The organism is Haloferax sp. Atlit-6N (assembly GCF_003383195.1).
GTDB classification, from domain to species: Archaea; Halobacteriota; Halobacteria; order Halobacteriales; family Haloferacaceae; genus Haloferax; species Haloferax gibbonsii.
On the sequence record NZ_QEQJ01000007.1, the window covers coordinates 46,037 to 71,441 of the forward strand.

General features: G+C 56.9%; 20 protein-coding genes and 2 pseudogenes. 13 read left to right on the top strand and 9 right to left on the bottom strand.

Features of this window, described 5'->3' with window-relative positions; translation table 11 throughout:
- Positions 1–455: 455 nt before the first annotated feature.
- Positions 456–1,808 carry an alpha-galactosidase gene (melA, locus tag DEQ92_RS18990; RefSeq protein ID WP_115821302.1) on the bottom strand — a complete coding sequence of 451 codons (1,353 nt, stop codon included), beginning with the start codon at positions 1,806–1,808 and terminating at the stop codon, positions 456–458.
- A gap of 323 nt (positions 1,809–2,131) precedes the next feature.
- On the opposite strand from melA, the gene DEQ92_RS18995 reads away from it, so the two are divergent.
- The 8 genes from DEQ92_RS18995 to DEQ92_RS19030 all read left to right on the top strand — a co-directional run bounded on the left by DEQ92_RS18995 (position 2,132) and on the right by DEQ92_RS19030 (position 11,296).
- Positions 2,132–2,917 carry an IclR family transcriptional regulator gene (locus DEQ92_RS18995; protein ID WP_115821465.1) on the top strand — a complete coding sequence of 262 codons (786 nt, stop codon included), beginning with the start codon at positions 2,132–2,134 and terminating at the stop codon, positions 2,915–2,917.
- A gap of 97 nt (positions 2,918–3,014) precedes the next feature.
- Positions 3,015–4,352: a sulfatase-like hydrolase/transferase gene (locus DEQ92_RS19000; RefSeq protein ID WP_233516892.1), complete on the top strand. Its 1,338-nt coding sequence runs from the start codon at positions 3,015–3,017 to the stop codon at positions 4,350–4,352.
- A 356-nt stretch (positions 4,353–4,708) separates the two neighbouring features.
- On the top strand, positions 4,709–5,893 hold the full coding sequence (locus tag DEQ92_RS19005; protein WP_115821304.1) for an ABC transporter ATP-binding protein: 1,185 nt from the start codon (positions 4,709–4,711) through the stop codon (positions 5,891–5,893).
- A 160-nt stretch (positions 5,894–6,053) separates the two neighbouring features.
- Positions 6,054–7,451: an extracellular solute-binding protein gene (locus DEQ92_RS19010; RefSeq protein WP_233516893.1), complete on the top strand. Its 1,398-nt coding sequence runs from the start codon at positions 6,054–6,056 to the stop codon at positions 7,449–7,451.
- A 6-nt stretch (positions 7,452–7,457) separates the two neighbouring features.
- Positions 7,458–8,378: a carbohydrate ABC transporter permease gene (locus DEQ92_RS19015; protein ID WP_008572640.1), complete on the top strand. Its 921-nt coding sequence runs from the start codon at positions 7,458–7,460 to the stop codon at positions 8,376–8,378.
- A gap of 12 nt (positions 8,379–8,390) precedes the next feature.
- Positions 8,391–9,296, top strand: coding sequence for a carbohydrate ABC transporter permease (locus DEQ92_RS19020; protein WP_233516894.1), 906 nt, complete (start codon positions 8,391–8,393; stop codon positions 9,294–9,296).
- A 60-nt stretch (positions 9,297–9,356) separates the two neighbouring features.
- A complete protein-coding gene (dgoD, locus tag DEQ92_RS19025; protein WP_115821308.1) occupies positions 9,357–10,511 on the top strand; it encodes a galactonate dehydratase in 1,155 nt (384 codons plus the stop codon).
- Positions 10,505–11,296 carry an SDR family NAD(P)-dependent oxidoreductase gene (locus tag DEQ92_RS19030; RefSeq protein WP_115821310.1) on the top strand — a complete coding sequence of 264 codons (792 nt, stop codon included), beginning with the start codon at positions 10,505–10,507 and terminating at the stop codon, positions 11,294–11,296. Before dgoD ends, DEQ92_RS19030 begins: the two co-directional genes overlap by 7 nt.
- 22 nt (positions 11,297–11,318) lie before the next feature.
- Here DEQ92_RS19030 and kdgK1 read toward each other — a convergent pair whose 3' ends face one another.
- A complete protein-coding gene (gene kdgK1, locus DEQ92_RS19035; RefSeq protein WP_115821312.1) occupies positions 11,319–12,275 on the bottom strand; it encodes a bifunctional 2-dehydro-3-deoxygluconokinase/2-dehydro-3-deoxygalactonokinase in 957 nt (318 codons plus the stop codon).
- The gene (locus tag DEQ92_RS19040) at positions 12,272–12,910 is read right to left on the bottom strand and encodes a bifunctional 4-hydroxy-2-oxoglutarate aldolase/2-dehydro-3-deoxy-phosphogluconate aldolase (RefSeq protein ID WP_115821314.1); all 639 of its coding nucleotides are present in this window, start codon (positions 12,908–12,910) and stop codon (positions 12,272–12,274) included. The genes kdgK1 and DEQ92_RS19040 overlap by 4 nt, the downstream gene beginning before the upstream one ends.
- A 461-nt stretch (positions 12,911–13,371) precedes the next feature.
- On the opposite strand from DEQ92_RS19040, the gene DEQ92_RS19045 reads away from it, so the two are divergent.
- The 4 genes from DEQ92_RS19045 to DEQ92_RS19060 all read left to right on the top strand — a co-directional run bounded on the left by DEQ92_RS19045 (position 13,372) and on the right by DEQ92_RS19060 (position 18,921).
- Entirely contained in the window at positions 13,372–14,121 is a 750-nt protein-coding gene (locus DEQ92_RS19045; protein WP_115821316.1) for a hydroxypyruvate isomerase family protein, read from the top strand.
- A gap of 163 nt (positions 14,122–14,284) precedes the next feature.
- Positions 14,285–16,288: a beta-galactosidase gene (locus DEQ92_RS19050; RefSeq protein WP_115821318.1), complete on the top strand. Its 2,004-nt coding sequence runs from the start codon at positions 14,285–14,287 to the stop codon at positions 16,286–16,288.
- A 549-nt stretch (positions 16,289–16,837) separates the two neighbouring features.
- Positions 16,838–17,881 carry a zinc-dependent alcohol dehydrogenase family protein gene (locus DEQ92_RS19055; RefSeq protein ID WP_115821320.1) on the top strand — a complete coding sequence of 348 codons (1,044 nt, stop codon included), beginning with the start codon at positions 16,838–16,840 and terminating at the stop codon, positions 17,879–17,881.
- Between the two features lie 65 nt (positions 17,882–17,946).
- A complete protein-coding gene (locus tag DEQ92_RS19060) occupies positions 17,947–18,921 on the top strand; it encodes a DUF2255 family protein (RefSeq protein WP_233516895.1) in 975 nt (324 codons plus the stop codon).
- A 20-nt stretch (positions 18,922–18,941) separates the two neighbouring features.
- Here the strand turns inward: DEQ92_RS19060 and DEQ92_RS19065 are convergent.
- From DEQ92_RS19065 to DEQ92_RS19095, 6 genes and pseudogenes are all read right to left on the bottom strand, one after another.
- A pseudogene (locus tag DEQ92_RS19065) lies at positions 18,942–19,379 on the bottom strand (aldo/keto reductase); the annotation flags it as partial.
- 527 nt (positions 19,380–19,906) lie between these two features.
- On the bottom strand, positions 19,907–20,317 hold the full coding sequence (locus DEQ92_RS19070) for a hypothetical protein (protein WP_115821324.1): 411 nt from the start codon (positions 20,315–20,317) through the stop codon (positions 19,907–19,909).
- On the bottom strand, positions 20,314–21,189 hold the full coding sequence (locus DEQ92_RS19075) for a ParA family protein (protein ID WP_115821326.1): 876 nt from the start codon (positions 21,187–21,189) through the stop codon (positions 20,314–20,316). The genes DEQ92_RS19070 and DEQ92_RS19075 overlap by 4 nt, the downstream gene beginning before the upstream one ends.
- A gap of 536 nt (positions 21,190–21,725) precedes the next feature.
- Positions 21,726–21,844, bottom strand: a pseudogene (locus DEQ92_RS19080) (IS1595 family transposase); the annotation flags it as partial.
- Positions 21,845–22,254: 410 nt separating this feature from the next.
- On the bottom strand, positions 22,255–23,103 hold the full coding sequence (locus DEQ92_RS19090; protein WP_115821330.1) for an iron-sulfur cluster assembly protein: 849 nt from the start codon (positions 23,101–23,103) through the stop codon (positions 22,255–22,257).
- Positions 23,103–24,164 (bottom strand): amidohydrolase family protein, encoded by a 1,062-nt coding sequence (locus tag DEQ92_RS19095; RefSeq protein ID WP_115821332.1) that lies wholly within the window; start codon positions 24,162–24,164, stop codon positions 23,103–23,105. The genes DEQ92_RS19090 and DEQ92_RS19095 overlap by 1 nt, the downstream gene beginning before the upstream one ends.
- A 183-nt stretch (positions 24,165–24,347) precedes the next feature.
- On the opposite strand from DEQ92_RS19095, the gene DEQ92_RS19100 reads away from it, so the two are divergent.
- The gene (locus tag DEQ92_RS19100) at positions 24,348–25,388 is read left to right on the top strand and encodes an NAD(P)-dependent alcohol dehydrogenase (protein ID WP_115821334.1); all 1,041 of its coding nucleotides are present in this window, start codon (positions 24,348–24,350) and stop codon (positions 25,386–25,388) included.
- The last annotated feature ends 17 nt before the right edge of the window (positions 25,389–25,405 follow it).

Consider the following 25,405-nt stretch of genomic DNA (forward strand, 5'->3'; position numbering starts at 1 on the left):
GTCATTCATTTAGAATTGCTCATTTTTAACAACATCGTTCAACGACTATCCGGCTGTTTGCCCAGGAATTGTGAGGATAGAGATTCCTATTCGATCGTGTAGTCGCTTCAGTTCGTCCCGTCTCAATGCGATATGGGCATCGGACAAACGACTTGACAGTATCTATCGAGAAATTTGGTGTCTGCTCGATCAGTACACCATTCTCAGAAAATTTCACCGTATACGAGTTGTTCCGTCGATTTCGGTAGGCTAATCTGTAGCGGTGGCGCTGACGGAATTATCCCACCAGTCAGACTGAACAACGAACTGAGGGACACACCGTTGTCGTGGCCCACATCAAAGGACTAGGTTCCGAACCGGAATCGATGCGTAGAGATGACACGTTCCACCGAGCAGACATTGTTCGGGTCAGCGGTGTGTCGTCTCTGATTCGGCGCTGTTACGCTGTGTTTCGATTAGTCATCCGCAGGAACTGCTCTCTCTGGGGTTTGTTCATTGGGCCACTCCAGAGTCGGGATGTAGTCTGCGTTTGCTTCGATGAGTTCTTCGGTCATCTCGTATAGTTCGTCTAGTGAACAGGCGGCGCTTGACAGGGGGTCAAGTTTTACTGCTTGGTGAATCTTCTCGCGGTTGCCTTCCAAGGCACCTTTGACGGCCAATTCATAGACTGCAGAGTGTTGGCGATCCAGAGCAGCGAGTTGCGTCGGCAACTCTCCAATTGAGGCCGGGTGAAGTCCGGTGCCGTCAACGAAGACTGGGACTTCCACACAGGCGTCTCCTGGGAGATTCTCGATAGTATTCGACTCGTTGGACACGTTGAGGTTAAATCGGCGCTGAGTACCCGTTTCCAACGAATGGATGAGCCGGGATGCGTACTCCTCGGAACGTTCGACACTAACCTTGTCGAGGTCGACGTCTAGCTCCGGGTCGTCGCGCTCTTCGGAGCGCGCGAGCCATCCTTCTAGATACGTCGCTGTCGGCATCCGCTCGGCGAAATTAGTCCCAGCCATCTCCTCGATGAGCTCATCATCTGTTCTGATGTACGGAATGTACTCACTCATGTGGTGGCTTGACTCCGTGGGGAATGCACCGAAGTGCTTCATCATCTCAAATCGGACTGTGTCCTTACGGTATGTCTCTTCGTCGTCGTAGGCCTCTTGAAGTGCCGGATACAGGCTTTCACCGTTGTGTTCACAGGTGAGGAACCAGGCCATATGGTTAATTCCGGCGACCCAGTAATCGAGTTCATCCTGTGGCGTTTCCGTGTATTCCGCTATCGCCTCCGCGGTGTGTGGGACTGAATGACAAAGTCCGACGACCTCTATGTCTGTCGCGTCAAAGACAGCCTTACAGAGGATGGCCATCGGATTCGTGTAGTTGAGTAGGAGCGCGTCAGGACACAACTCCTCCATGTCGTCCGCGAGGTCAAGCATTGTCGGAATCGTCCGAAGACCGCGGAAGATTCCGCCCGGCCCAGTCGTATCACCGATGGATTGCTTCACTCCGTATTTCTCCGGGATGCGAATCTCGTTTTCGAAAGGTTCGGTCCCACCGACGTTGATCATGTTGAGAACATAATCCGCTTCTTCGAGTGCCTCGCGCCGGTCGAGCGTCGCCGAGACAGTCGTGTCGAGTCCTTCGTTTTCCACCATCGCCTCAGCGACGCGGTGAGTCTGTGTGAGTCGGTGTTTGTCGATATCCATCAACGCAATATGGCTATCGGACAACTCGTCGAACGAGAGGATGTCGCCGATAAGCTTCTTTGCAAATACCATACTCCCAGCTCCGATTAGGGCAATCTTTGGCATTGCTACTACATGGCTCAGGGTATGGTATAAGTATTTCGCCACTCAGGTCTCGACTCCACTCTATCGCCGTACTCAGGCGCGCGTGCGCCGAGTTAGCTGTCCTATCGTGCCTCAACGTTGATTACCCCGAGTCTCCTCGTGGTGGGTCGAATGACGACTTTGTTTCATGATACGTGAAATAATTAGCCAACATAAATGGTGAAGAATACGGTTAGCTACTGATTTTCGTGTACTGGAGGCGGCGGAATGCTTGCAAAACCCCACCAGCATCTATTCTACGTATCATGAAAAAGCCTATGTGCGACGATACCGTGGGTCCAACCATGACAACCGACCGCTTTGATGTGGACGACGATAACGGGTATCTGGCGACGACGACCGTTACGAGCTTCCGCATCATCGAAGCTCTAAAACGCCACGAGGGCGCGACGGTGCCGCAACTCGTCGACGAGTTAGAACTCGCCTCAGGAACTGTCTACAAACATCTCAACACGCTTCAATCGATTCAGTACGTCGACAAAGACGGGTCCGAGTACCGTCTCGGTCTTGGATTTCTCGAACTGGGCATTGCTGCCCGCACCCAGCGAAATCTCTACAGGCAGACGTACGGCTCGCTCGAAAGCTTGGCCGAGACGACTGGCGGTGTGACGACGCTCATGGTTCCAGAACACGGGTACGGTGTCTATCTCACCCAGATTGTCCCGTCGGGTGCGACCGATCCGCCACATCAAGAGGGTGAGCGGGCCCACCTTCATGCGACCGCTGGGGGAAAGGTGATTCTCGCCTACCAGCCTACAGAGACTGTCGAGTCGTGGCTGGAGAGTCGGTCACTACCGGCACTGACGCCGTTCACCATCTCGGACCAAGAGGAGCTACGGTCGGAGTTACAGTCTGTGCGGGACCGTCGAGCCGCACACTCGCGTCGTGAGCAGTTCGAAGAGTGGCACGAAGTCGCCGCTCCGGTTACGGACGACAACGACGAAGCTATCGGTGCGGTGAGTATCAAGAAACCCGTCGACCCTGATTCAGACTCATCGGATATGTCCGAATTCAAGAACCTGCTCGGGAGCACAGTGAGTTCTATCGAGAGTAAACTACGACTCAGGTAGCTGAATCAAATTACAGGTATATGTCTGTAATTCCCATCCGAATAGGGATTCTGGGAATGCCCACACATATATAATCCCAACTGGCGAAAATAGAGGCATGACTAATGACACAATAGACCGACCGAACGTCCTCATGGTTGTGACCGACCAACACCGTTGGGATACGGTCGGCGCCCACGGCTCACCGATGGATCTCACACCGAACATTGATCGACTAGCTGCCGACGGCCTTCGGTTTGACAACGCAGTTACCCCGCAACCGGTCTGTGGCTCGTCGCAGTCGGTTATCCAGACCGGTCGATATGCAACTGAGACGGGTGTTTGGCGCCACTCACTTCCGCTTGCTGACGGGGAGCGGACGCTCGCACACCACTTCAGCGAGAAGGGGTACGAGACGGGTTTCGTTGGGTCGTGGCACCTGGCAGGGACATTCGACGAACCGGTGCCACCATCACTCCGCGGTGGCTACGAGGACTTCTGGATTGGAGCCGACGTTCCCGAGTTCATGACTCACCCTACGGAGGGGAAACTGTTCGACGAGAACGGTGAGCCTGTGACATTCGATAAGTATCGTGCGGACGCTTTCGCTGATTTCGCTATCGAAGCAATCGAGACGCTTTCAGAGCCGTTCTTCTTAGCGGTCGGCTTCTTAGAACCACACGACCAGAATGACCAACAAAGGTTTGTCGCCCCTGAGGGGTACGCAGAACGCTATAGAAACGACCCGTACGTTCCGTTGGACCTCCGTGACCGGCCAGGAAACTGGTATAGCGAACTGCCAGATTATTACGGGACGGTCAAGCGTGTTGACGAGTGTATCGGCCGACTTACTGAAGCGCTTGCACACCGGGGTATCCGCGACGAGACGTTAGTCGCATTCACGTCCGACCACGGATGTCACTTCCGCAGTCGGCCCGGCGAGTATAAGCGTACCTGCCACGAGGCGTCAATCCACGTTCCAGCTGTCCTTACTGGACCGGGAATCGACGCTGGACGCGTCGTCGAGCGAACCGTCAGCCTTGTCGACTGGGCACCGACAATCCTCGACGCCGCCGGTAACGATGTTCCAGAGTCGATGTACGGCCACAGCCTACTCGACGACGAACACCCCCGAGCGGGTGAGGCGTTCATCCAGCTCAGCGGCTCCGAAATCGGCCGAGCGATCCGAACGGATCGCTGGAAGCTTGGGGTTTCTGCACCGACGTTGACCGGTTGGCGCGGGGGCAAAGCGGAGAAGTCGAGCGACCACTACGTCGAGAGGTACTTATACAATCTCGCGCGCGATCCCGCAGAACGGATCAACCTCGTCGGTCGACCTGAGTACAGGGCCGTCTTCGAACGGCTCAGAGACCGATTGCTTGGGTATATCCGTGATGTCGAGGGTGAAGACCCGACTATCGACCCGGTCTCCAACCCAGGGTATCAAGACTACTGACTTTCTCTTTCCGTTGGGAATAGTGCTCTTCCGTCTCGACATCTCCTACTGTCCGGTCTATTAGATGATGATCAGAACGATTTCATGATATGTGAAATCTCAAATACCGTCGGTATTTACTGGAGACGGGCACAGGCGTCGAATCTCCACGAGTGGGTTGTTGGTAATCTTAGCAATTTCATGTATCATAGACGGTGTTCTGGAGTGGGATCTGCCGTCAGGTCGGCCCGTTGTCTGCTGGTGTTACCTCTCGAGTTGCTCGACTGCTCTATTCCTACTGAGATCTGTCGAGAGTCCTCAACGAACGAATCTTTGCGAGAGCAAGATTTAACACGAATAACAATCTTGGTCGTGGCATGGGTAAGCTAGACGTTCAGCACCTCAAGAAGGTGTTCCACGACAATAGTGGAGACATCGTTGCTGTCGACGACTTTGATGTGGAGATTGAAGATGGCGAGTTCATCGTTCTCGTTGGGCCCTCTGGCTGTGGGAAGTCCACGACACTTCGATGTATCGCAGGGCTCGAAACACCAACATCCGGCGAGTTAGTACTTGACGGCGAGGCAGTTACTGATAAAAAGCCTAAGGCGAGGAACATGGCGATGGTGTTCCAGAACTACGCGTTGTACCCGCACATGACAGCAGAGGAAAACATGTCGTTTGGTCTAAAGATGACAACTGACCTCTCGAAAGACGAGATTCGAGAGCGGGTACACGAGGCAGCTGAGATGATGGGTATCGGTGACCTACTCAGTAAGACGCCAGGTGAACTCTCCGGTGGACAGCAACAACGCGTCGCGCTCGGTCGTGCTATCGTCCGCGAACCAGAAGTGTTCCTGATGGACGAACCACTCTCGAACCTCGACGCGAAACTCCGAACGACGATGCGGACAGAACTCCAGAAGATTCAGCAAGAGTTCGACGTGACGACCATCTACGTCACACACGACCAGACCGAAGCGATGACCATGTCTGACCGCATCGCCGTGCTCAACGACGGTGAACTCCAGCAGATTGGGACTCCGTTGGAATGCTACCACCAGCCAGAGAACCAGTTCGTCGCCGGCTTCATCGGTTCACCCTCGATGAACTTCTTCGATGTCGAACTCGACACGAGCGGCGAGACACCGACGCTCGTTCACGACGCTTTTAGCTACGAGTTGGACGACGACGTATACACAGATATCGGACGTTCGGAGGGTCAGTTCACCCTTGGTATCCGCCCTGAAGATATCGAAGCGGTACCAGCCGATACACACAACGCGTTATCACCGGCGGTGGAGGTAACCGAACCGCTGGGTGACGTCACCTACGTCTACCTCCAAATCGACGGCGAGCAGTATACTGCGACGCTCGAAGGCGACATCGTTATCGAACCAGGTAGGAAGCTTACCGTTCAATTTCCGCAGGACCGGATTCACCTCTTCGACGGGAAGACGGGCGAGACACTCCGGAACCGTGAACCGCCAGAGTCCAGCGACATCGACGCGCTCGTTGGCCTCGACAACGACGTTGGTAGCGTTGAGGTCGGTGCCGAGTGACGTGCAGGATATCCGTCTGTAGTCAACTCGGCTAGCAAAGCGTCGTAGTCCAGACCGAACTTTCTCTTCACCGATAGGGTAGCTAACGCCGCCGCCGATAATGTGACCATTAGTAAATTATAAATAATGGTGGTCTAATGTGTGGTGTAGGGTTCACCCCATGACAGAGAGTAACTCATCCAGTTTGAGCAGACGTTCACTCGTGAAAAGCCTCAGTATCGGCGCAGGCGTCGCACTCGCGGGATGTACGGGTGGCGGTAATAGCGGAGGCGACAGACAACTCGGTGGGAGCGATGGGGATACCGCTACCGATCAAAGTAACAGTAGCGGAGAAGGTGCTACAAAAGAGGTGCTCTTTTGGGAGTACACGTTCCCCAACGACGACTCTCCCCCCATCTGGAAGGACGCGTTCAAAGAGAATTACAACTCTCGAGGTGACGCACCGTTGACCATCGGACGGTTTTCATACGAAGACCTTCGACAGAAGTTCCTCACAGGTGCTCGAACCGGTGACCCCGATGTCATTGAGGGCGTCCTCGCTCACCTAACAGAATATATCAAGGCCGGACACCTCGAACCGCTTGACGACCGTGTCGAAGAACTTGATTACTTCGACGGCTTCGTTGACTCCGCGCTCGACGCGATGCGGTACCAGGGGAAGCTCTACGGCCTTCCGTACATGGGCAACGGCCGGGCGCTCATCTACCGGATGGACATTCTCGAAGAACTGGGACAGGAGCCACCAGAGACCGCTCAGGAGTTTCAGGAGATTGGCCGACTCATCAACAAGGAAGTCGACGGTGTTCAGGCCTACCACAACTGTACGAAAGATGGCAGCGTCCGGGCGTTCCAAGAGTGGATGTCACACGTTTACCAACACACGGACCAGCTCTACGTTCCTGAGGGAGACGCGTGGGCGTTGAATATCGACGCCGATACGATCGGTCAGATATTCGACAACTGGTACTACCAAGTGTGGGCGGCCGACGAACCGCTCGGTAACCCAGACCAACTCGGGACGGGATGGCAGGTCAATGACCCCGGCTATCTCAACGGCCAGTTCGCCTTCATCGAGTGCGGGACGTGGCTCCGTAGCTGGACGACTGGGACCAACATCAACGATACCGAGGCGACGACTACGCTCCTCAACGAGAACACCGGTGTCGGCCACCTCCCTTACGGTGACGGCGGCTCGAGGGGAACCTTCCTCGAAGTCAAACCGATAATGATGAACTCACACAGCGAACAGAAGGACGCCGCGTGGGACGTTATCGCCACGTTCGCCAGCCCTGATACGATGAACGCGATGGGTGAGGACGCTCCAGGAAACGCGATGACACCCGTCCACGACGAGGTTGAATCGACCATCGATAACGAGAACTGGGAACCGTTCGTCGACGTGTTCGAGACCGGACGCGCACTCGCAAAGGTCGGATGGGGCCCCGTCCGTGAGCCGTTCTACCGCCTCATGCAGGAGGTCTCCTACGGTAAGACCGACCCATACAAGGCCGGAACGCAACTCCACGAAGAGCTAACGGCACTCGAAAGCGAACTGTAGAACGCCATGGCCGCACAAGACATCTCGTCGAGCCCACTCTCGCCGTACGTAGAGGAGTTCAAGCAGTTCGCCTCGGACACGTGGTTGGGCTACGCTATGGTGCTCCCGGCCGTGATTATGCTCGGCGTCATCATCGTCTATCCGACGCTTCGGGGAATCCAACTGGCGTTCTTCGAAGTGTCACTTTTGAACCCCGAGCAGATGACGTTCGTCGGCCTCGGAAACTTCGGGCAAATGCTGTCCGACGCGACGTTCAGGTCGGCACTCTGGCACACGGTCCTGTTGACGGCTGTCGCTGTCTCGCTACAGTACCTACTTGGGTTGGGATTAGCGCTGGCGCTCAAAGAGAAGGTGCCCGGAGCTGGCTTCTTCCGTAGCGCCTCGATGATCACGTGGGTGCTTCCCGGCATCGTGATGGTCATCATCTTCCGCTTTCTCGTCCAACCCGATTTCGGCCCGGCCAACATCGTCCTCGCGAAGTTGGGGATGGAGACGACGTACTGGTTCGGCCGGCCAGGTGTCGCGTTCCCGCTCATCGTAGTGATGCACGTGTGGCGTAACGTTCCGTTCTATGCCATCGCGCTCATGGCGGCGATGAAGTCCATCCCGGAGACCCAATACGAGGCTGCCCGACTCGACGGCGCAGGACCGTTGCAGGCCTTCCGGTACATCACCCTCCCGCAGATATCGTACGTGTCGATGATTATGATCGTGCTGCACGTCATCTTCACGTTCAACAACTTCGACATCGTCTATCTCTCGACCGGCGGCGGGCCGCTCGGGAACACCGAGGTGATGGCGACGTACATCTACAAGCAGGCGTTCGAACAGTACGCCCTCGGGTACGGGGCGAGCATGGCACTCGTGATGCTCATCATCATGATGGCCTTCACCGTCGTGTACGTGAGGCTGGAGGCTCGCGATTAACCGAACAGACCAATGGCAACTGACTCACCCACACACTCGTCTTCGAACCGTTCGCTAACCCAACGCTTCGACGCGTGGCTAGCCGACGATATGTCGCCGCGCCGTCTCGCTGGCGTGTACGCCGTCCTCAGCCTCTACTTTGTCTTCCTTCTGTTGCCTGTGGCGTACATGCTGCTCGTGACGTTCACGTCCCAGGAGTTCCTCTACTCGACACAACTTATCCCGTCGCTCGGTGACTTCACCATCCAGAACTACCTCATCGTACTGCAGACGGGTGCATTCCAGGGCTACTTTGTCAACTCAGTCGTCATCGCGGTTTCGACGACCGCCCTGACGCTTGTTGTCGGGACGTTGGCGGCATACTCACTGAGCAGATTCGAGTTCCCCGGTCGGCAGTCGATTCTGCTGTCGTTCCTCGCGACACAGATGCTCCCGCTGGTGCTCATCCTCATCCCGTTTTTCCTGCTGATGTTCTCGCTGAACCTCATCGACTCATATCTCGGCATTGTCATTGCACACTCTGTCGGTGGGATTCCGCTGGGGACTTGGCTGTTGAAAGGCTACTTCGACGATATCCCGACCTCACTTGACGAGGCAGCGAAGATGGACGGCTGTTCGCGTCTGGATATCCTGTGGCGTATTATCGTCCCGCTGTCGCTCCCCGGCATCGCCGTTGCGGGGTTCTACACGTTCATCCTCTCGTGGAACGACTACCTGCTCGTCTCCATCCTGTCGCAGACGGCCGCAACGCGTACGCTTCCGTTTGGCCTCCAGTTGTTCCAGTCGCAGAACACGGTCGCGTGGGAACTGCTGCTGACGGCCGCGACGATTACCATCGTTCCTGTGGTCGTCCTGTTCGCGTTCGTCCAGAGTTACATCGTCGAGGGGCTTGCCAGCGGTGGAATGAAAGGGATGTAATCCGTTTTCGCCACGCATTCGACGAGCTAGACAATACATACTGACATTCCGAGACACACTATGACACGAATCACTAACTACGAGTTGTTCGAGGTACCGCCGCGGTGGCTGTTCCTCCGTATCGAAACGAGCGACGGCATCGTCGGCTGGGGTGAACCGGTCGTCGAAGGCCGGTCACACTCCGTTCGGGCCGCCGTCGAGGAACTCATGGAGACGTATCTGCTCGGTGAGGACCCGACCCGAATCGAAGACCACTGGCAGACGATGTATCGTGGCGGCTTCTATCGCGGTGGTCCAGTTTTAATGTCCGCAATCGCCGGCATCGACCAAGCGTTGTGGGACATCAAGGGCAAGCAGTTCGACGCACCGGTGTACGAACTCCTCGGAGGTCCGGTTCGGGACCGTGTCCGCGTCTATCAGTGGGTGGGTGGCGATCGGCCCGCCGCCGTCGGCGACGCTGCCGCGGAGAAAGTTGATGCTGGGTTCACGGCGCTCAAAATGAATGCGACGCCAGAGATTCGCCGGGTGGACAACCCGAGTGCTGTCGCCGACGCCGTCGATCGACTCCGGACTGTTCGGGAGGCGGTCGGTCCTGAGATCGACATCGGCGTCGACTTCCACGGGCGAGTCACGAAGCCGATGGCCAAGCGACTGGCGAAGGCGCTCGAACCACACGAGCCGTTCTTCATCGAGGAACCGGTTCTCCCCGAGCACAACGACGCACTCCCAGAGATTGCGGCGCAGACGTCGACACCCATCGCAACAGGCGAACGGATGTATTCACGGTGGGACTACAAACACGTCTTCGAGGATCAGTCAGTCGACGTTATCCAGCCAGATCTGTCACACGCGGGCGGCATCACCGAAGTGAAGAAAATCGCAGCGATGGCTGAGGCGTACGACGTGGCGATGGCACCACACTGCCCACTCGGTCCGCTTGCGCTCGCCTCCTGTCTCCAAGTTGACGCCGTCGCACCAAACGCGCTCATCCAAGAACAGAGCCTCGATATCCACTACAACGAGAGCAACGATGTACTGGACTACCTCGAAGACCCCTCGGTCTTCGACTACGATGACGGCTACGTTGATCTCCCTGACGGGCCGGGACTCGGCGTTGACATCGACATCGACTACGTTCGCGAGCGCGCCGAAATCGACGTCGATTGGCACAATCCTGTCTGGCGACACGACGATGGGAGTGTCGCTGAATGGTAGACACACACCGACACGAGGGTCGAGTCGCCATCGTAACGGGGTCGACGAAAGGTATCGGTGCAGGTGTCGCTAAGCGCCTCGCCCGAGAGGGTGCGACCGTCGTCGTCAACGGGCGCTCGGCTGACAACGGCCAAGAGACAGTCAATGCTATCCGCGAACTCGGTGGCGAATCGATGTTCGTCGGGGCTGACATGCGCGATCCTGCGGCAATCGAGGCACTAATCGAAGAGACTGTAGACCGTTACGGGCGTCTCGATGTGCTCGTCAACAACGCCGGCGTCCAGACGGAGACGACGGCGGCTGAAGCGACGATGGAAGACTGGAAATTCGTCCTCGAGACTGATTTCCGTTCGTTCTGGTTGTGCGCCAAACACGCCGCCGAACACATGCCAGTAGGTGGGTCAATCGTCAACATGTCCTCGAACCACGCCTTCTTGACGATGCCTGGGCTGTTTCCCTACAATGCTGTCAAGGCGGGCATCAACGGGATGACGCGTGCGCTTGCGCTCGAACTCGGTCCTCTCGGGATCACCGTCAACACCGTCAACCCGGGATGGGTTGAGGTCGAACGCACGCAAGCGGAGTTGAGCGCAGACGACCGTGAGCGTGTTGAGGCAATCCACCCAGTCGGTCGAATCGGCGTCCCCGAGGACGTTGCCGCGACAGTAGCCTTTCTGACCAGCGATGAGGCGTCGTTTGTGACTGGGACCAGTCTCCTCGTTGACGGCGGTCGGACTGCAGTCATGCAGGACCACACCTACCTCGAATACAAAGAGCGTTACTAGCAGTCACTGCGCCCCAACCGACCTACCGCGCGATACCGCCTCCTCTGTTTTCTACCACCCGTTCGACTTCTGTCGGCGTCACGACTGCGAGGTCGCCTTCGATGGTTCGTTTGAGTGCGGCAGTCGCCGCGGCGTAGCAGAGTGCGTCGCCGACGGTGTCGCCGGCAATGTGTCGTGAGAGGTATGCGCCGACGAACGCATCACCGGTGCCAATCGCGTCCACCGTCTCCGTCTCGAACGCCGGTTGGTCGTACACCGTTCCGCCGTTGAGGGCAAGCGCACCCTCGTCACCACGAGTGACGATTACTGTCTCGAAACCGAAGTCGTCTACTAGCCCTCCGGCGAGTGCTCGAGCGTCGCCTTCGCGGTCGAGGACGTGGCGGATGTCGCGCTCGGCCGCGACGAGAATATCGACGTCAGAAAAGAATGACTCACACGTTGCCTTCGCTTCAGCCGGCGACCAGAGCTTTCCCCGGTAGTTGAGGTCGAACGCGGTCGTCGTTCCCGCCGACTGTGCGTCAGCGAGTAGTTCGGCCGTCGTCGCTTCGAGCGTCTCCGAGAGTGCGGGAGTGATACCGCTCGTGTAGAACATGTCGGCGTTACGAATCGCGTCCCGATCGAGGTCGTCCGACTCGGCGGTGGTGATGGCTGCGTCGGCCCGGTCGTAGATGACCGTTGTCGGTCGAGGTGCTGCTCCCTGCTCGATATAGTATGTTCCTTGGCGTGACGACGTACTCCACGCAACTCGGGGGTCAACACCGTGGGTTTGGATTTCGTTCGTCACGCGGCGGCCGAGCGCCGAGTCCGGGAGCTTTGAGAGCCAGCAGGCGTCGGTGCCGAGTCGTGCCGCCGCAATGGCAACGTTGCTCTCTGCCCCCGCCGTTCGGAAGTCGAGTTCCGTCGCAGTTTCCAACCGTTCGCCCGCAGGTGGACTCAGCCGAAGCATCGTCTCGCCGAAGGTGACGAGGTCGGGTGTCATCGGTACTCCTCGGCGATTGCGACGAACTCGCTGGCTGCGTCGGTCAGCATACTAAAGTCGCCCGCGGCGATGGCCTCACCGTCGACGATGGAACTGCCGACGCCGAGGGCAACCGCGCCGGCTTCGAAGAACGCTGCCGCGTTGTCGGTCGAGACGCCACCCGTCGGTATCAACGGGACTTGCGGGAGTGGCCCGTTTATCGCACTTATTTGCTTGGGGCCGACAGCTGACGCAGGGAATAGTTTACAGAAGTCTGCGCCGGCCTCAGTCGCGGTGAGCGCCTCGGTTGGCGTCATCACGCCCGTCGCAATAGGCGTGTCGTACCGGTTGCAGGTCTCGATGACGTCCGTGTTCACCGTCGGGGTGACGACGAGCTCAGCACCGGCGAGTTGGACGGCCCGTGCAGTCTCCGGGTCGAGAACCGTCCCGGCACCGATGGCAACATCCTCGACGCTGTTGGAGACCTCTCGAATCATGTCCACCGCGCCCGGTGTATTGGCTGTAATCTCGATTGCGTTGACGCCACCGGCTGCGATAGCACGAACGACGTCGGGTGCGACGGCTGAATCGATGCCACGCACGATCGCGATGATTCCAGGATCGACGATACGCTGGTGAACCGAGGCTTCACTCATGGATACATCTAAGACTCCGGGTGGACCAGTATAACTTCTTGTGATGGTGGCACCACTTGGACTCAAGACAGATTCCAGTCGTACGAATGGTTGATGCTGACCAAGCGTTCAGCCCCTCTGAGAGGCGCAGTTGATTCCTCATCGGAACTGTAACGCTTGGCCGGCGGCGCTTCCGTGAGGAAGCAACATAACGTACTTTTCAGTCACATAGGGAACTAACCCCTTCGACAATACTTGCGACTGTTATACTATGTGCCGAGTTTTTCGAGATCCGGTTCGTACTTCAGTAATCCACGCGATATGTCCATTCACGGGAGCGGAATCACTATTACCTAGTTGATCGACCATATCTATGATGGCGCATACAGTTACAGCGCTCAGCAGAGATACTGAATCAAACGACCTGTTCCACGTGAGTATAGAGACTACTGTCTTCAGTCCTGAGACAATGGGTGAGATAGATGGTTAACGTGTCTGTCTGCGTCGAGATGGTCTACAATGGGCCGTTTCCTGACCGGATCCGACGGGCCGCTGAAGTGGGCGCTGATGCGGTTGAGTTCTGGGGCTGGCGTGAGAAAGACCTTGACACGGTTACGTCTGCGGTTGAAGACGCAGACATTCCACTCGCCGCCTGTACTGCTGGGGGAGTGCTTACTGATCCGGCAGTCGCTGAAGATGCAATTGATACCATCAAGGAATCGATCACCACCGCTAATCGATTAGGCTGTTCGACGCTCATTGTCACGACTGGCCCGGATCAAAAGGGTCTCGACCGGGATGCGCAGCGCCAGAACATCATCAACGTCCTCTCGGAAGTTGGACCAACCGCCGAGTCTGTCGACGTTACACTCGTCGTCGAGCCACTAAATACGGCTGTCGATCATCCCGGCTACTTTCTTACGACAAGCCACGAAGGGTTCGAGATCGTCGATGCCGTCGGGTCTCCGAACGTGAAGTTGCTGTACGACCTATATCACCAGCAGATCTCTGAAGGCAACATTATCGCGACGCTCACTAACCACATAGATTCTATCGGGCACTTCCATCTCGCTGACGTACCAGGGCGCCATCAACCGGGGACTGGCGAGCTCAACTTCGAGAACATATTCAACGCGATCGACGATACGGGGTACGACGGATACGTTGGTTGTGAGTTCGTTCCGACGGGCGACCCCGATCAGTCGGTACGGGACGTGATAGATCTCGCTTGAGCCCTAGCAGTGTGTAGAACAGGTGTATGACGCATGACTGGAAGAGGTTGTATGTTTCCAACAGCGGAGGTCATTCAATAGTTATTACCCTTGTCGAACTGGTGACTAAGGTTACCTGGCTGACCGGGGTTTTATCGTGGTGCCACATCTCATATCACAGAAGATGTCAATTGGTGTTTGCTACTTTCCAGAACATTGGCCACGCGAACAGTGGAAATCTGACGCACGGCAGATGGCTGAGGCCGGCATTGAGTACGTTCGTCTGGCTGAGTTCTCGTGGGGGGTTATCGAACCGACACCCGGGAACCTTGACTTCTCGTGGCTTGACGAGGCAGTCGACCTACTGGCAGACTACGGCTTGAAAGTCGTCCTCTGTACACCAACGGCAACGCCACCGAAGTGGCTCGTCGATGATTACCCCGAAATTCTGCAGGCCGACGCCGACGGGACTCCCCGGAACTTCGGCTCGCGGCGACACTACTGTTTCAACTCCTCCCGGTACCGAGCGGAGACGCGGCGTATCGTCTCATCGATGGCAGCCCACTACGCGGACCACCCGGCTGTTGTCGGCTGGCAGACCGACAACGAGTTTGGTTGTCATGAGACGGTCCGCTGTTACTGTGAGGATTGCTCCTCCGCCTTTTCTGAATGGCTCGCGGCGAAGTACGACGACGTTGACGACCTCAACGAACAGTGGGGAACGACGTTTTGGAGTCAACAGTACACTTCTTTCGAAGCCGTCGACCCACCGCGACCGACGCCGGCAGACCACCACCCCTCACGTCTACTGGACTACTACCGCTTTGCGACCGATAGCGTCGTCGGCTACAACCGTCTCCACGCTGATATTATCCGCGAGCATGGCGACTGGTTTGTGACGCACAACTTCATGGGGGATTTCGAGACGCTCGACATGCACAAGGTCAGTACTGATTTGGACTTGGTTTCGTGGGACTCGTATCCGACAGGGTTCGTTCAGGACCGCCGCGCGGGCGATCCATCAATGGACGAACTCCGCGCGGGTGACCCCGACCAAGTCGGCCTGAATCACGACCTCTGTCGGGCGACAAATGATGCTCCCTTTTGGGTGATGGAGCAACAACCTGGCGACGTCAACTGGCCGTCTCACTGCCCACAACCAGGCAACGGTGCTATGCGACTCTGGGCACACCACGCCGTTGGCCACGGAGCTGACGCAGTCTTGTACTTCCGCTGGCGGCGATGTCTGGAGGGACAAGAACAGTACCACGCTGGGCTCCTGAAACAAGACGGGTCGCTGGACCGCGGCTACAGCGATGCGAGAACTGCAGCCGAGGAACTCAGCGCAGTTGATGCTGGCCACGTTGACGCCTCTGTTGCGCTCTTCCATGACTATGACAATTGGTGGGCTATCGGTGCACAGCCCCACGCCCCTGAGTTCGATTATTGGGAACACCTCCGATGTTACTATCGTGCACTCAGAGCCCGCGGTGTTCAGGTTGATGTCGTCCATCCGGACACCCCGCTGGAGGACTACGACGCCGTCGTCGCACCTGGGCTTCACCTCGTCGATACCAAACTTGCGGACCGCCTTACTAGCTTCGTCGACCGGGGCGGACAGCTACTCGTCGGGGCACGCTCAGGCGTGAAGACGCCGGCCAACCAGTTGCACGAGACGCTTGCACCGGGTCCACTTGCGGACCTCACCGGGTTCGTTGTTGACCAACACGAGAGCTTCCCGGAAGATATCACACTAACCGTGGACGTTGATGGCGACGAGTACGCTGCCACGGTCTGGGCGGAGTGGCTTAACCCCGATCCACAGACGACAGTCGTCGCGATGCACACCTCCGGTCCGGGAGCTGGACGTCCGGCAGTTACCCGGACGAACCGTGGCGACGGCTCAGTAACGTACTGTGGTGTCTGGCCGGAATCAGAACTGCTTGACGAACTCGTGACTGACTTGCTATCCCGTGGTCGAATCGAATTCACCTCCCGGCTTCCGGATGGAGTTAGACTCAATGAACGTGATGGTCTGACGTGGATCACGAACTTCACTAGTAGTACGTTCGAAATAGATGTGCCAACGAAAGATATTGTGATCGGAGGACGGACGCTGGGTGCGTATGATGTGGTGGTTGTGTCTACGGTACCACACCAAATCAGCATCTCGAGGGAAGCCTTGTAGGCTGAAAAGTCAAGGCTATACTATTGGAGTGAATGGAGGGAGTGCACCACTTCTATTAACGAACATAGTGTGATTTCACGCAATGACAGTTACTGTCGAATTCTCCATCCAGTCACCCTTCATCCCACCCGTTGAGCTTGTAAAATTGCACCCGTCTGTCAAGTGAACTGCCTCGGGGTCAACCCCCGAGGCACTCGCCTTGTTTTCTCTGTAGAGGCGGCTTCAGTCGGACGTACAAACGGCAAGGACCATCTGGGATTAAGCCACTCTCACCTTAGAGTTCGAATATAGCGTTCATCTCGGCGGCAGTTAATTCGAAGTTGAAGAGGTTAATATTCTCTTCTTGGTGCTGCTGGTTCACAGCTTTCGGTATGGCAAACACGTTTTCCTGCTGTATCAGCTAGTGGAGCGCAGCTTGTGCCGGTGATCTCTCGTACTGTTCTCCAATTCGGACTAGAGTCTGCACCAACAAGTTCACACAACGACTTAAAGATCCTGTTCAGATAGGGTTTGATTTAGATAGCTTCAGGCACTAACAACGTACGAACGATGAAAGCAGCAGTTTATCACGGACCGGGCGATATTCGAATCGAAGAAAAAGACAGCCCCCAGATTGAACAACCAACCGATGCTGTCATTAGAATAACATATACTGCCGTCTGCGGGTCGGACCTCTGGTTCTACCGCGGCGCCGAGGAGCACGATGAGGGCTCTCTCGTCGGCCACGAACCGATGGGTATCGTCGAGGAGGTCGGTGAGGAAGTCCGCCACGTCCAGCCGGGCGACCGGGTTTTCGCTCCGTTTTCAATCAGCTGCGGAGAGTGTGAGTTCTGTCGTAAGGGGCTCCACTCTGCCTGTGTAAACGCGGAGTTCTTAGGCCCACACGGCACGACAGGCGCACAGGCCGAGAAACTGCGTGTCCCGTTCGCCAACGGTACACTCGTTCGCGTCCCCGATCGGTATGCCGACGACGAAGACGTTCTCGAATCGCTTCTCCCGCTCACGGACGTGATGGCAACGGGACATCATGCCGCCGTTAGTGCGAATGTGGAAGCGGGTGACACAGCCATCGTCGTCGGTGACGGTGCAGTCGGCCTCTGTGGCGTTCTTGCGGCGAGACGACTCGGCGCCGAGCGTATCATCGCAATGGGTCATCACGAAGACCGTCTCCAACTCGCTCGGGAGTTCGGTGCGACCGAAACCGTCGCCGCTCGTGGACAAGATGCGATCGAGGAAGCGCAGGAGCTCACTTACGGTGGCGCGAACCACGTCCTCGAATGCGTCGGTGCCGCATCATCGCTTGAGACCGCTGCGCAAGTGGTCCGTCCTGGTGGGAACATCGGTTACGTCGGTGTCCCACACCTTGACAACGCCGACTTCGTTGAGCAGTTGTTCTTCAAGAACGCTTCGTTTACTGGGGGCCCGGCGAACGTTCGGAACTACGCTGAGGAACTCATGGAGGATGTTCTCCAGGGGACGCTTGATCCGTCACCCATCTTCACAAAGACGGTCGGACTCGACAATGTTTCAGAGGGCTACGAGGCGATGGACGAGCGCGAGGCAGTCAAGGTTATGGTCAAGATCGACGAATAGAGCGCCACACACCCGCTAACTCACAGAGTATGTACGACTGGGTGTGAGATAGTTATTCCGACACTATGACTGAGACCGAATCCGAGTATGCTTCCATCAATTTCGAGGAGATGTCAACAATGAATCGATGGCCAGAAGACGAACTAAGTGAGATTACCGAGTCCGATGATTTGCATATTGCACCGTTCCGTGAGGACGGTGAAACCTACGGCACACCAACACGGATCTGGAGCGTCGCTGTAGAGGGCGAACTCTACGTGCGCGCCTACAATGGTCAGGATTCGAGTTGGTACCAGGCTGCCGTTCGGGAAACCGCCGGGCAGATCGAGACGGCCGGGATGACGAAGGAAGTCTCGTTCGAGTCTGTAGAGGACGAGGTGTTGAAAGACCACATTGACGAAGCGTACCGCGCGAAGTACGAAGGCAGCCCGTACCTTGACTCGATGATCAGCGAACGTGCCCGGTCCGCGACGGTCCGGGTCCGACCGAGAGGTATCTTCGATCGGCTGAGAGCCGGTGAGCCGGTCCCACTGGACGACCCGGAGTATGCGAAGGTCTCCGAGGAAGTCAATCGAACGATACGCTTGACGAAGAAGCTGAATGCAGCGACAGACGTCGACGAGATACGGCACTACGTAGGGGAGATAATCGGCGAAGAAGTCGACGAGAGCACCACGATTTTTCCGCCGTTTCACATCAACGTTGGAAAACATACCAGCTTAGGACGCAATGTGTTCATCAATCACGCCTGCTCGTTCCTTGACCTGGGGGGTATCACCATTGAGGATGAAGTCATGATTAGTGCGAGGGTGAATATCACGTCCGAAAGTCATCCTGTGGACCCGGATCGTCGAAAGACGATGGTACCAGGGGAGGTAGTTGTCGAACGCAATGCGTGGATCGGTGCCGGTGCGACGATATTGCCCGACGTAAGGATTGGTGAAAATTCGGTCGTAGCCGCCGGTGCCGTAGTGACGAACGACGTGCCTGCCAACACTGTCGTCGCGGGGGTGCCGGCAGAAGAAGTCAGAGAACTGTAATGTATGTCCTGATAGTCAGATCAGAGGTTAAAAATCGCATCTATCTCGGCAGTAGTTAGCTCAAAGTCGAAAATATCAATCTTCTCTTCTTGGTGCTTCAGCTTCGATGCTTTCGGTATGGTAGATGTGTTCTCCCGCTGTATCAGCCAGCAAAGCGCGACCTGTGCCGGGGACTTCCCGTACCGTTCGCCGATTCGAATCAGGGTTTCGTTTTCGAGTTTTCTCCCGACGGCCAACGGACTGTTGGCGGTTAGAATCACGCCATTGTCCACGTAGTGTTCCAAGAGTTGCGACTGGTCTGTGAACGGGTGATACTCGACCTGGTTCGTAACAATCGGCGTATCGGATACTGCTTCGGCTTCGTGTAGTTGCCGAACGGAGAAATTCCTCACTCCGATATGTTGGACATGCCCTGCCTCTTGTAGCTCATCCATTGGTCTGACCGACTCCTCGACTGGGACACTCCGATCTCTGAACTACACAGTTTCGGAGGATGGACGTGTTGCGTGCCTTCTGTTCAAGCATATCGAGACTGAAATAGGAGCAGTCTATCGATTTCGACGTTATGACTCTCAGAAAACCTTTCCAAGTTTTCTCACCGTGGCGAATTCGAAAACGCGAGATAAGGGCCTAATCAACGCGATTCCACGTGAAAATAAGACACGCAACAGAAGTCAAACTCCGAAACTGTGTGAGGCTTGGGCGAGATTAGATATAGCGAAATGGGATTCATCGTCAAAGCTCGATAACTGGCCGATATTTTGCTAATCCTCGTTGTCCCGCAGAGACAATGAGGTAATTGAGAATGTAAGAAATATACTATTATTACGCTACCTTCGAACTCCTTGGTCCTTAGAATGGACTACCAGGGAGGCGACGCTCGTTCTCTTGGTCAACAAACTACCCAGCGGATTCCAAGTTCGGACCGTGGCCGACTGCCAACTGTCGGTTTTCGCGCCCACACTGCTGTAAGCGCGTTTCTTTGCTAGTCGAACGTCATTCCGTAGCCCCACTCTTCGAGGCACTCTTCTGTTTCATTGAGATGCTGCAGGCCGACCTTCATGAGCGCTTCACGGAGGTCGGTGAGCGAGACGTTCTCTTCGAACCGGTCTTCGAACTCACGAAGAGCGTCTCTCTCTGCGACTTTTGTCTCCTTCTGTAAGAACAGCGGGACGCGGTCACGACCGTCTTGGACGCCATCGCGGCGGAATTTGTATGGAATCTGGATTTGCTGGCGAGATTGTTGGGTGTCTTCGCCCTCAGCTCGGTTCGAATCCGTTTCTTCAGCCTGTTCAGGCTCTGGTTCCTTCGTTTGGGGCTCCGTATCGGTCGCCGAATCAGTCGACGAGTCATCCGCAAACGGGTCTTCACCAGCTCCTTTTTTCATGCCAGTCATACCGTCACCACCTCGTGGTCGACGTCACCCGGTTCCGGGGGGTTTGGCGCTTCGATACCAACCTGTTCTTCGAGATGCCTTGCGATGCGGTCGAACTGGGCAAGCGTCTCGATTTCGTAGTCACGGCGGCGATTTCTGTGTTCACGAACATATTTGAACGCCGAACATTGCTCCATCCAACAACCCTCCATCAGGGAGGCACGCTCGCTGATGATCTCTGGGATCGGATAGTCGATTTCAGCTAGTACTTGCCGTTGGTCACGTGTGTTTTTGAATCCAGTTGGCACGGCGGCGAGCACACCAACGTCAATCTCGAGTTGGTCTTCAAATCCGGCGACGAGGGCTTCAAGTCCCTCAACTGCTGCACGGCCCTTTGCGCTTGGTTCGACGGGGATGACAAGCGACCGCGTCGCGTGAATCGCGTTGTAGAGGTGTGGCCCTTCAGTTGCCGGCGGGTCACAGATCAGTACGTCGTACTCCTCCGGGACGCCGGCCTCGCGGAGCACACGGAGTAACTGTGCGTGCATCCCGAATGCTTCGCCCATGGCTTCCGCCTGATCTTTCTCTCGCTGGAGAAAATCGGCTAAATCTGAGAGCATATTGTGTTCCGGAACGATGTCGACACCCTCGACGGTTCGAATGAGGTCTTCAAAGTCGCCGTTGGGGCGTCGAATCATATGCCGTACGATGTTATCGACTGAATCCGTTCGCCGGTCGTCAACACCGAAGAGACGTGAGAGATCGCCGTCTTGTGGGTCAAGTGGAACGACGAGCGGTTTCAACCCTGCCCGAGCGTGCGCAACCGCCAAGTTTGCTGCGGTGGTCGTCTTCCCGACCCCGCCTGCCTCGCTGTAGGTCGAATATGTGAGCATACTGTGTTCATGATGAACCATCATCTTGAATCTTCTGTGAATGTAGCCATGGTGTTCAACAGTTGTGTTCTTTGGGTGTGTCTAGTGATGAATGTTGTTGATGAATACATGTAGTGAACATTTAGAATGAACATATTAGTGTGGTGAGATTGCAATTATTCGTGGTTACAGGGAGAGTAGCGGAGTATCCGAGCATTAATGAACAATGTTAATGAATACAAGCCATGAACAACATGAATGAACACTCATGTTGGTCAAATATCGTTGCTGTCGACTCATGTAGCTATTACCGGAGACATCTGTGTCACACACGTCTCCACAATCCCCCATGACAACTAATTCATCAGTACTTGGTCGGTGTCCTGACTGCGGTGACGAGCTTACGCTGCATCAATCGCTGATTGAGTTTGAAGAAGCAAATGGTTCAACTGGCGTGTTCGCGGAATGCTACTCGTGTGATGACGTGGTTCGACCAGAGTGACCCTGATTAGCTCTTTGATCTGCCCGCAAAAAAGACTTTACACATTGATAATAGGGATTTGTAGCGGGCCGCTGTGCGGCGTTTGAGACGGTTCCAAACGAACGGCAAGCCGTGCTTGAGCGCGGCTTCCAGGTCACGAATTGCTGTGTGAACCGTGTTGTACGCGCGATTCACACCTCCTGTCTCGGTGATTGAACGCCGACCACGTCCAAGCACGAGCATCGCTCGCTGCACTGAAATCATTCGGGACGTACTGTCGTCGCTTGGCCACCGAGATCCTTGAACTGGTGATTTGAATGACGCCCTCTATTGAGGAGAAGTGAATACTTTTCCCTATTCTTGTGTACTGTTGACTATAAACACGGAGAATGCGTGTCTCGGCTGCGGTGAGCCCTTCGATTGGGGCGACGGTGAGTGTCCAGAGTGTGGTTGGGACAGAGACGAGTGGGCCGCAAACGGTCGGAACGGGCTGGAGAAGGACGGACACGGCGAACCCGAGAATGACGGTGTCTCCGGCAGTGGCGGGATGAGAAGGGCTGGGGCCGATCAGCTAATGGAGGACAGGCAGCCGTGCCAACAGTGGCTCAATCGTCGCCGCTGAGCGTCCACGTCGAGGTGAACTCGTTGACGTCGCCGTCGTACGTCGACCGGTCGACTGTCGGCGTCCCAGAGCCGTCCGGCCCGTCGGGGCCATGACGAGCGCGGTGGAGCGCGTCACAAACGGCACCCTGTCCGCCCATGTTCACGCTCGCGAGCCGGGAACGCTTCTGGACTACGTCGAGTTGGTCTGCCGGGATCGGATCACCCTCCGGTGTGAGGAATAGCGTGTCGCCGTCGTCGGTCACGTGACCGCTCGTCGTGACGCGGTCGAGGTAGTCGGCGATCGGTTCGGCATCGACAACGATGGATAACCCGCCGACGTCGACGTGCGCCTCCTCACCCGCGAGTGTCAGGTCCGCACGGACGAGCGAAACGATCTGTTCGGGATCGACCCCGGCGTCGAGTAGCGTATGGACCGCCTCGCGTTGTCTCGAGACACGGGCCTTGTCAGCGATTGCAGCCCGAACTGCCGCGACGTCGCCGTCTGCATCCGGGAACGTCTCGCCGAAGCTGTCCCGGGCGTTCACCCCGGTCGTTATCTCCTCACTGTGCATGTGGTCGCACAGCACGACCCGTGCCATCCGGACCCAGTCGAGCGACTCAACCTCATCGCGCGCGTCGGTCGCCATCATCCACGCGAAGGCGGGCGAACACCACGCCGTCGGGAGTGTGAACCTGACTTCGACACGGCCGCCGTCGATATCGACGGCGTCGATGTAATCGAGTTCCACGATGGACCGGGCCAGCTCTGGGTCCTCAACGCGGTCTAACCGCTCTCTGACGGTTGCCGTGCGTTCCGCGTGACCGCCGGCGTCGCTGCGACTCCCCGCCATCAGTCCGCTGCGGCCCCCGCGTCGTCTCCGTAGTGGGTCTGTAGATCGAAGCGCTCGGTGATGTCGTCGTCGCGGAACTGCCGCTTTTTCTCCTCGATGTCGATGTCGTACAGTTCTGCGGCGTTCTCGCCCATGATCTTCTTCATGGTCTCGACGTCGAGTTCGACGCCGTACTCCTTTTTTTGCTCGTCGGTGAGCTCAGCGTTCATCACCTGCTCAACGAGCCAGTCCGGGTTCCACAGTGCGTAGTCGGAGCCGAACAGGATGCGGTCCTCCCCGAGCCAGAAGAGGAGTTCGCCCATGATCTCACCGAACTTCCGCTCGCGGTGGGTCGACATCGCGGAGGCGACCGCGAGCCCGCCGTACACGTTGGGCTCCTGGGCCGCAATCCAGCAGAAGTCGTCGAGCCGCGGAAGCCCGACGTGGTTGACGATAAAGTTGAGTTCGGGGAACGACGACGCCGCGTCGTCGATGTCTTTCACGTCGAATGCGTCCCGGTTGAGCGGGCGAATCGTCGGTCCTTTGTGCGCGTTGATGTTCTCGATACCGAGCTCTGCACACTTCTCTAAGAACTCGAAGGCCTCGTCGCTGTCGAGGCGCCATCCCTTCGACTCGCCGCGCCACTCGGCTGTGTACAGCTTCACGCCGGGGATGTCGTACTCCTCTTTGAGGTGTTCGAGGTAGCGGAGTCCCTCTTCACCGTCACGAGGGTCGAAGCTTCCGTTGAGGATGAACCGCTCCGGGTACTTCTCCGCGAGCTCGGCGTTCTGTTCGGTCGTGTTGAAACCCTCGTCATAGAAATCGTCGAGGTAGGTCGGCTGGAAGATGGCCATGTCCGCCGCCGCATTCCCGAACAGGTCCTCGGTCATCTTGTCAGCGCCGTAGTGTCGGTACGTGTCGATATCCCACTGCTCCTCCTCCGGGGTGAACCCGGTGTGGTAGTCGTAGAAGCACTGGAGAAACTGCTCGCCACCCTCGTGGATGATGTTTTCTTGCCGCGCGTCCCACAGGTGGACGTGGCCGTCGATGACGAATATCTCCTCGCCGTCTTTCTCGTACATGCAAATATTTGTGTGGGCTGTTCACACATAACTATTAGGAACGTTCATGTAGATTATTCCTCGATCGCCGATTCACGCCCTGCTCTTCCATCCCGATCCGTTCGCTTCTGTGTGACCTGTAGCGGCGGCCAGATAGAATCTATAACGAATGTTTATGTCGGTGGATGCGAGAGAATATGTCACATGCAAGCTGCGAGACTGCACGAGTACACCGACGACATGAGCGAAGGACTGTCGATCGACGAGGTCGACCGCCCGGCGGCGACGGGCGCGAGCGACGTGATAGTCGAGGTAGAGGGTGCCGGCTGGTGCCAGACTGACAACCACATCATCGAGGGGATGTGGGCAGAATACGTTCCGCAAGAGCTCCCGTTGACTCTGGGTCACGAGAACGCGGGGACGGTAGCCGAGACGGGTGAAGACGTCGACATCGTCTCGCCGGGCGACCCGGTGATTTGTCACCCAGTCCAGACCTGCGGTACGTGTCGTCCCTGTCGGCTCGGCGAGACGATGTACTGTGAGAACGACAAGTTCAATGGCCTCACGACGGACGGCGGCTTCGCCGAGTATCTCCACACGAGCGAGCGCTCGGTGATTCCCCTACCTGAGGGGGTCGAACCGATTGACATCGCCCCCCACGCCGACGCCGGGATCACCGCCTACCACGCCGCGAAGAAGGCGGTCACGGAACTGAACCCTGGCGATCACGTGGTCGTCATCGGCGTTGGGGGACTCGGTCACATCGGCCTGCAGTGTCTCGAGGCGATGAGCGCGGCGAAGATCACCGCGGTGGATCTGAAGGAGTCAGCACTGAACCTGGCGGATGGCTACGGCGCCGACCATCTCGTGAATCCTTCGGAGGACGACGTGCCCACTGAGATCGAGGCAATCACGGACGGCAACGGTGCGGCACAGGTCCTCGACTTCGTCGGTGAGGACGTGACGACGGCGTACGCACCCGACATCACCGCGGCCGGTGGCGACCACCACATCATCGGTTACGGCGGCCACATCCACGAACCGGCACAGGCGCTCGTCAACGGCGAGTTCTCCTTCGTCGGCAACATCGTCGGTCGGTACGCCGAGTTGCAAGAGCTGGTCGCGCTCGTTGAGCAGGGGGACGTCGACCTCCACACGAGCCGGTACAACCTCGATCAGGTCAACGAGGTCGCCGAGAAGCTCGAGCATCGCGAGATCGATGGGCGTGCCGTAATCACGCCGTAGGCGAACTCCTTCGCCTG

Excerpts from the sequence above, each read along its gene's own strand:
- melA (WP_115821302.1), bottom strand. The coding sequence starts at position 1,808 with ATGCCAAAGATTGCCCTAATCGGAGCTGGGAGTATGGTATTTGCAAAG.
- DEQ92_RS18995 (WP_115821465.1), top strand. The coding sequence starts at position 2,132 with ATGACAACCGACCGCTTTGATGTGGACGACGATAACGGGTATCTGGCG.
- DEQ92_RS19000 (WP_233516892.1), top strand. The coding sequence starts at position 3,015 with ATGACTAATGACACAATAGACCGACCGAACGTCCTCATGGTTGTGACC.
- DEQ92_RS19005 (WP_115821304.1), top strand. The coding sequence starts at position 4,709 with ATGGGTAAGCTAGACGTTCAGCACCTCAAGAAGGTGTTCCACGACAAT.
- DEQ92_RS19010 (WP_233516893.1), top strand. The coding sequence starts at position 6,054 with ATGACAGAGAGTAACTCATCCAGTTTGAGCAGACGTTCACTCGTGAAA.
- DEQ92_RS19015 (WP_008572640.1), top strand. The coding sequence starts at position 7,458 with ATGGCCGCACAAGACATCTCGTCGAGCCCACTCTCGCCGTACGTAGAG.
- DEQ92_RS19020 (WP_233516894.1), top strand. The coding sequence starts at position 8,391 with ATGGCAACTGACTCACCCACACACTCGTCTTCGAACCGTTCGCTAACC.
- dgoD (WP_115821308.1), top strand. The coding sequence starts at position 9,357 with ATGACACGAATCACTAACTACGAGTTGTTCGAGGTACCGCCGCGGTGG.
- DEQ92_RS19030 (WP_115821310.1), top strand. The coding sequence starts at position 10,505 with ATGGTAGACACACACCGACACGAGGGTCGAGTCGCCATCGTAACGGGG.
- kdgK1 (WP_115821312.1), bottom strand. The coding sequence starts at position 12,275 with ATGACACCCGACCTCGTCACCTTCGGCGAGACGATGCTTCGGCTGAGT.
- DEQ92_RS19040 (WP_115821314.1), bottom strand. The coding sequence starts at position 12,910 with ATGAGTGAAGCCTCGGTTCACCAGCGTATCGTCGATCCTGGAATCATC.
- DEQ92_RS19045 (WP_115821316.1), top strand. The coding sequence starts at position 13,372 with ATGGTTAACGTGTCTGTCTGCGTCGAGATGGTCTACAATGGGCCGTTT.
- DEQ92_RS19050 (WP_115821318.1), top strand. The coding sequence starts at position 14,285 with ATGTCAATTGGTGTTTGCTACTTTCCAGAACATTGGCCACGCGAACAG.
- DEQ92_RS19055 (WP_115821320.1), top strand. The coding sequence starts at position 16,838 with ATGAAAGCAGCAGTTTATCACGGACCGGGCGATATTCGAATCGAAGAA.
- DEQ92_RS19060 (WP_233516895.1), top strand. The coding sequence starts at position 17,947 with ATGACTGAGACCGAATCCGAGTATGCTTCCATCAATTTCGAGGAGATG.
- DEQ92_RS19070 (WP_115821324.1), bottom strand. The coding sequence starts at position 20,317 with ATGACTGGCATGAAAAAAGGAGCTGGTGAAGACCCGTTTGCGGATGAC.
- DEQ92_RS19075 (WP_115821326.1), bottom strand. The coding sequence starts at position 21,189 with ATGCTCACATATTCGACCTACAGCGAGGCAGGCGGGGTCGGGAAGACG.
- DEQ92_RS19090 (WP_115821330.1), bottom strand. The coding sequence starts at position 23,103 with ATGGCGGGGAGTCGCAGCGACGCCGGCGGTCACGCGGAACGCACGGCA.
- DEQ92_RS19095 (WP_115821332.1), bottom strand. The coding sequence starts at position 24,164 with ATGTACGAGAAAGACGGCGAGGAGATATTCGTCATCGACGGCCACGTC.
- DEQ92_RS19100 (WP_115821334.1), top strand. The coding sequence starts at position 24,348 with ATGCAAGCTGCGAGACTGCACGAGTACACCGACGACATGAGCGAAGGA.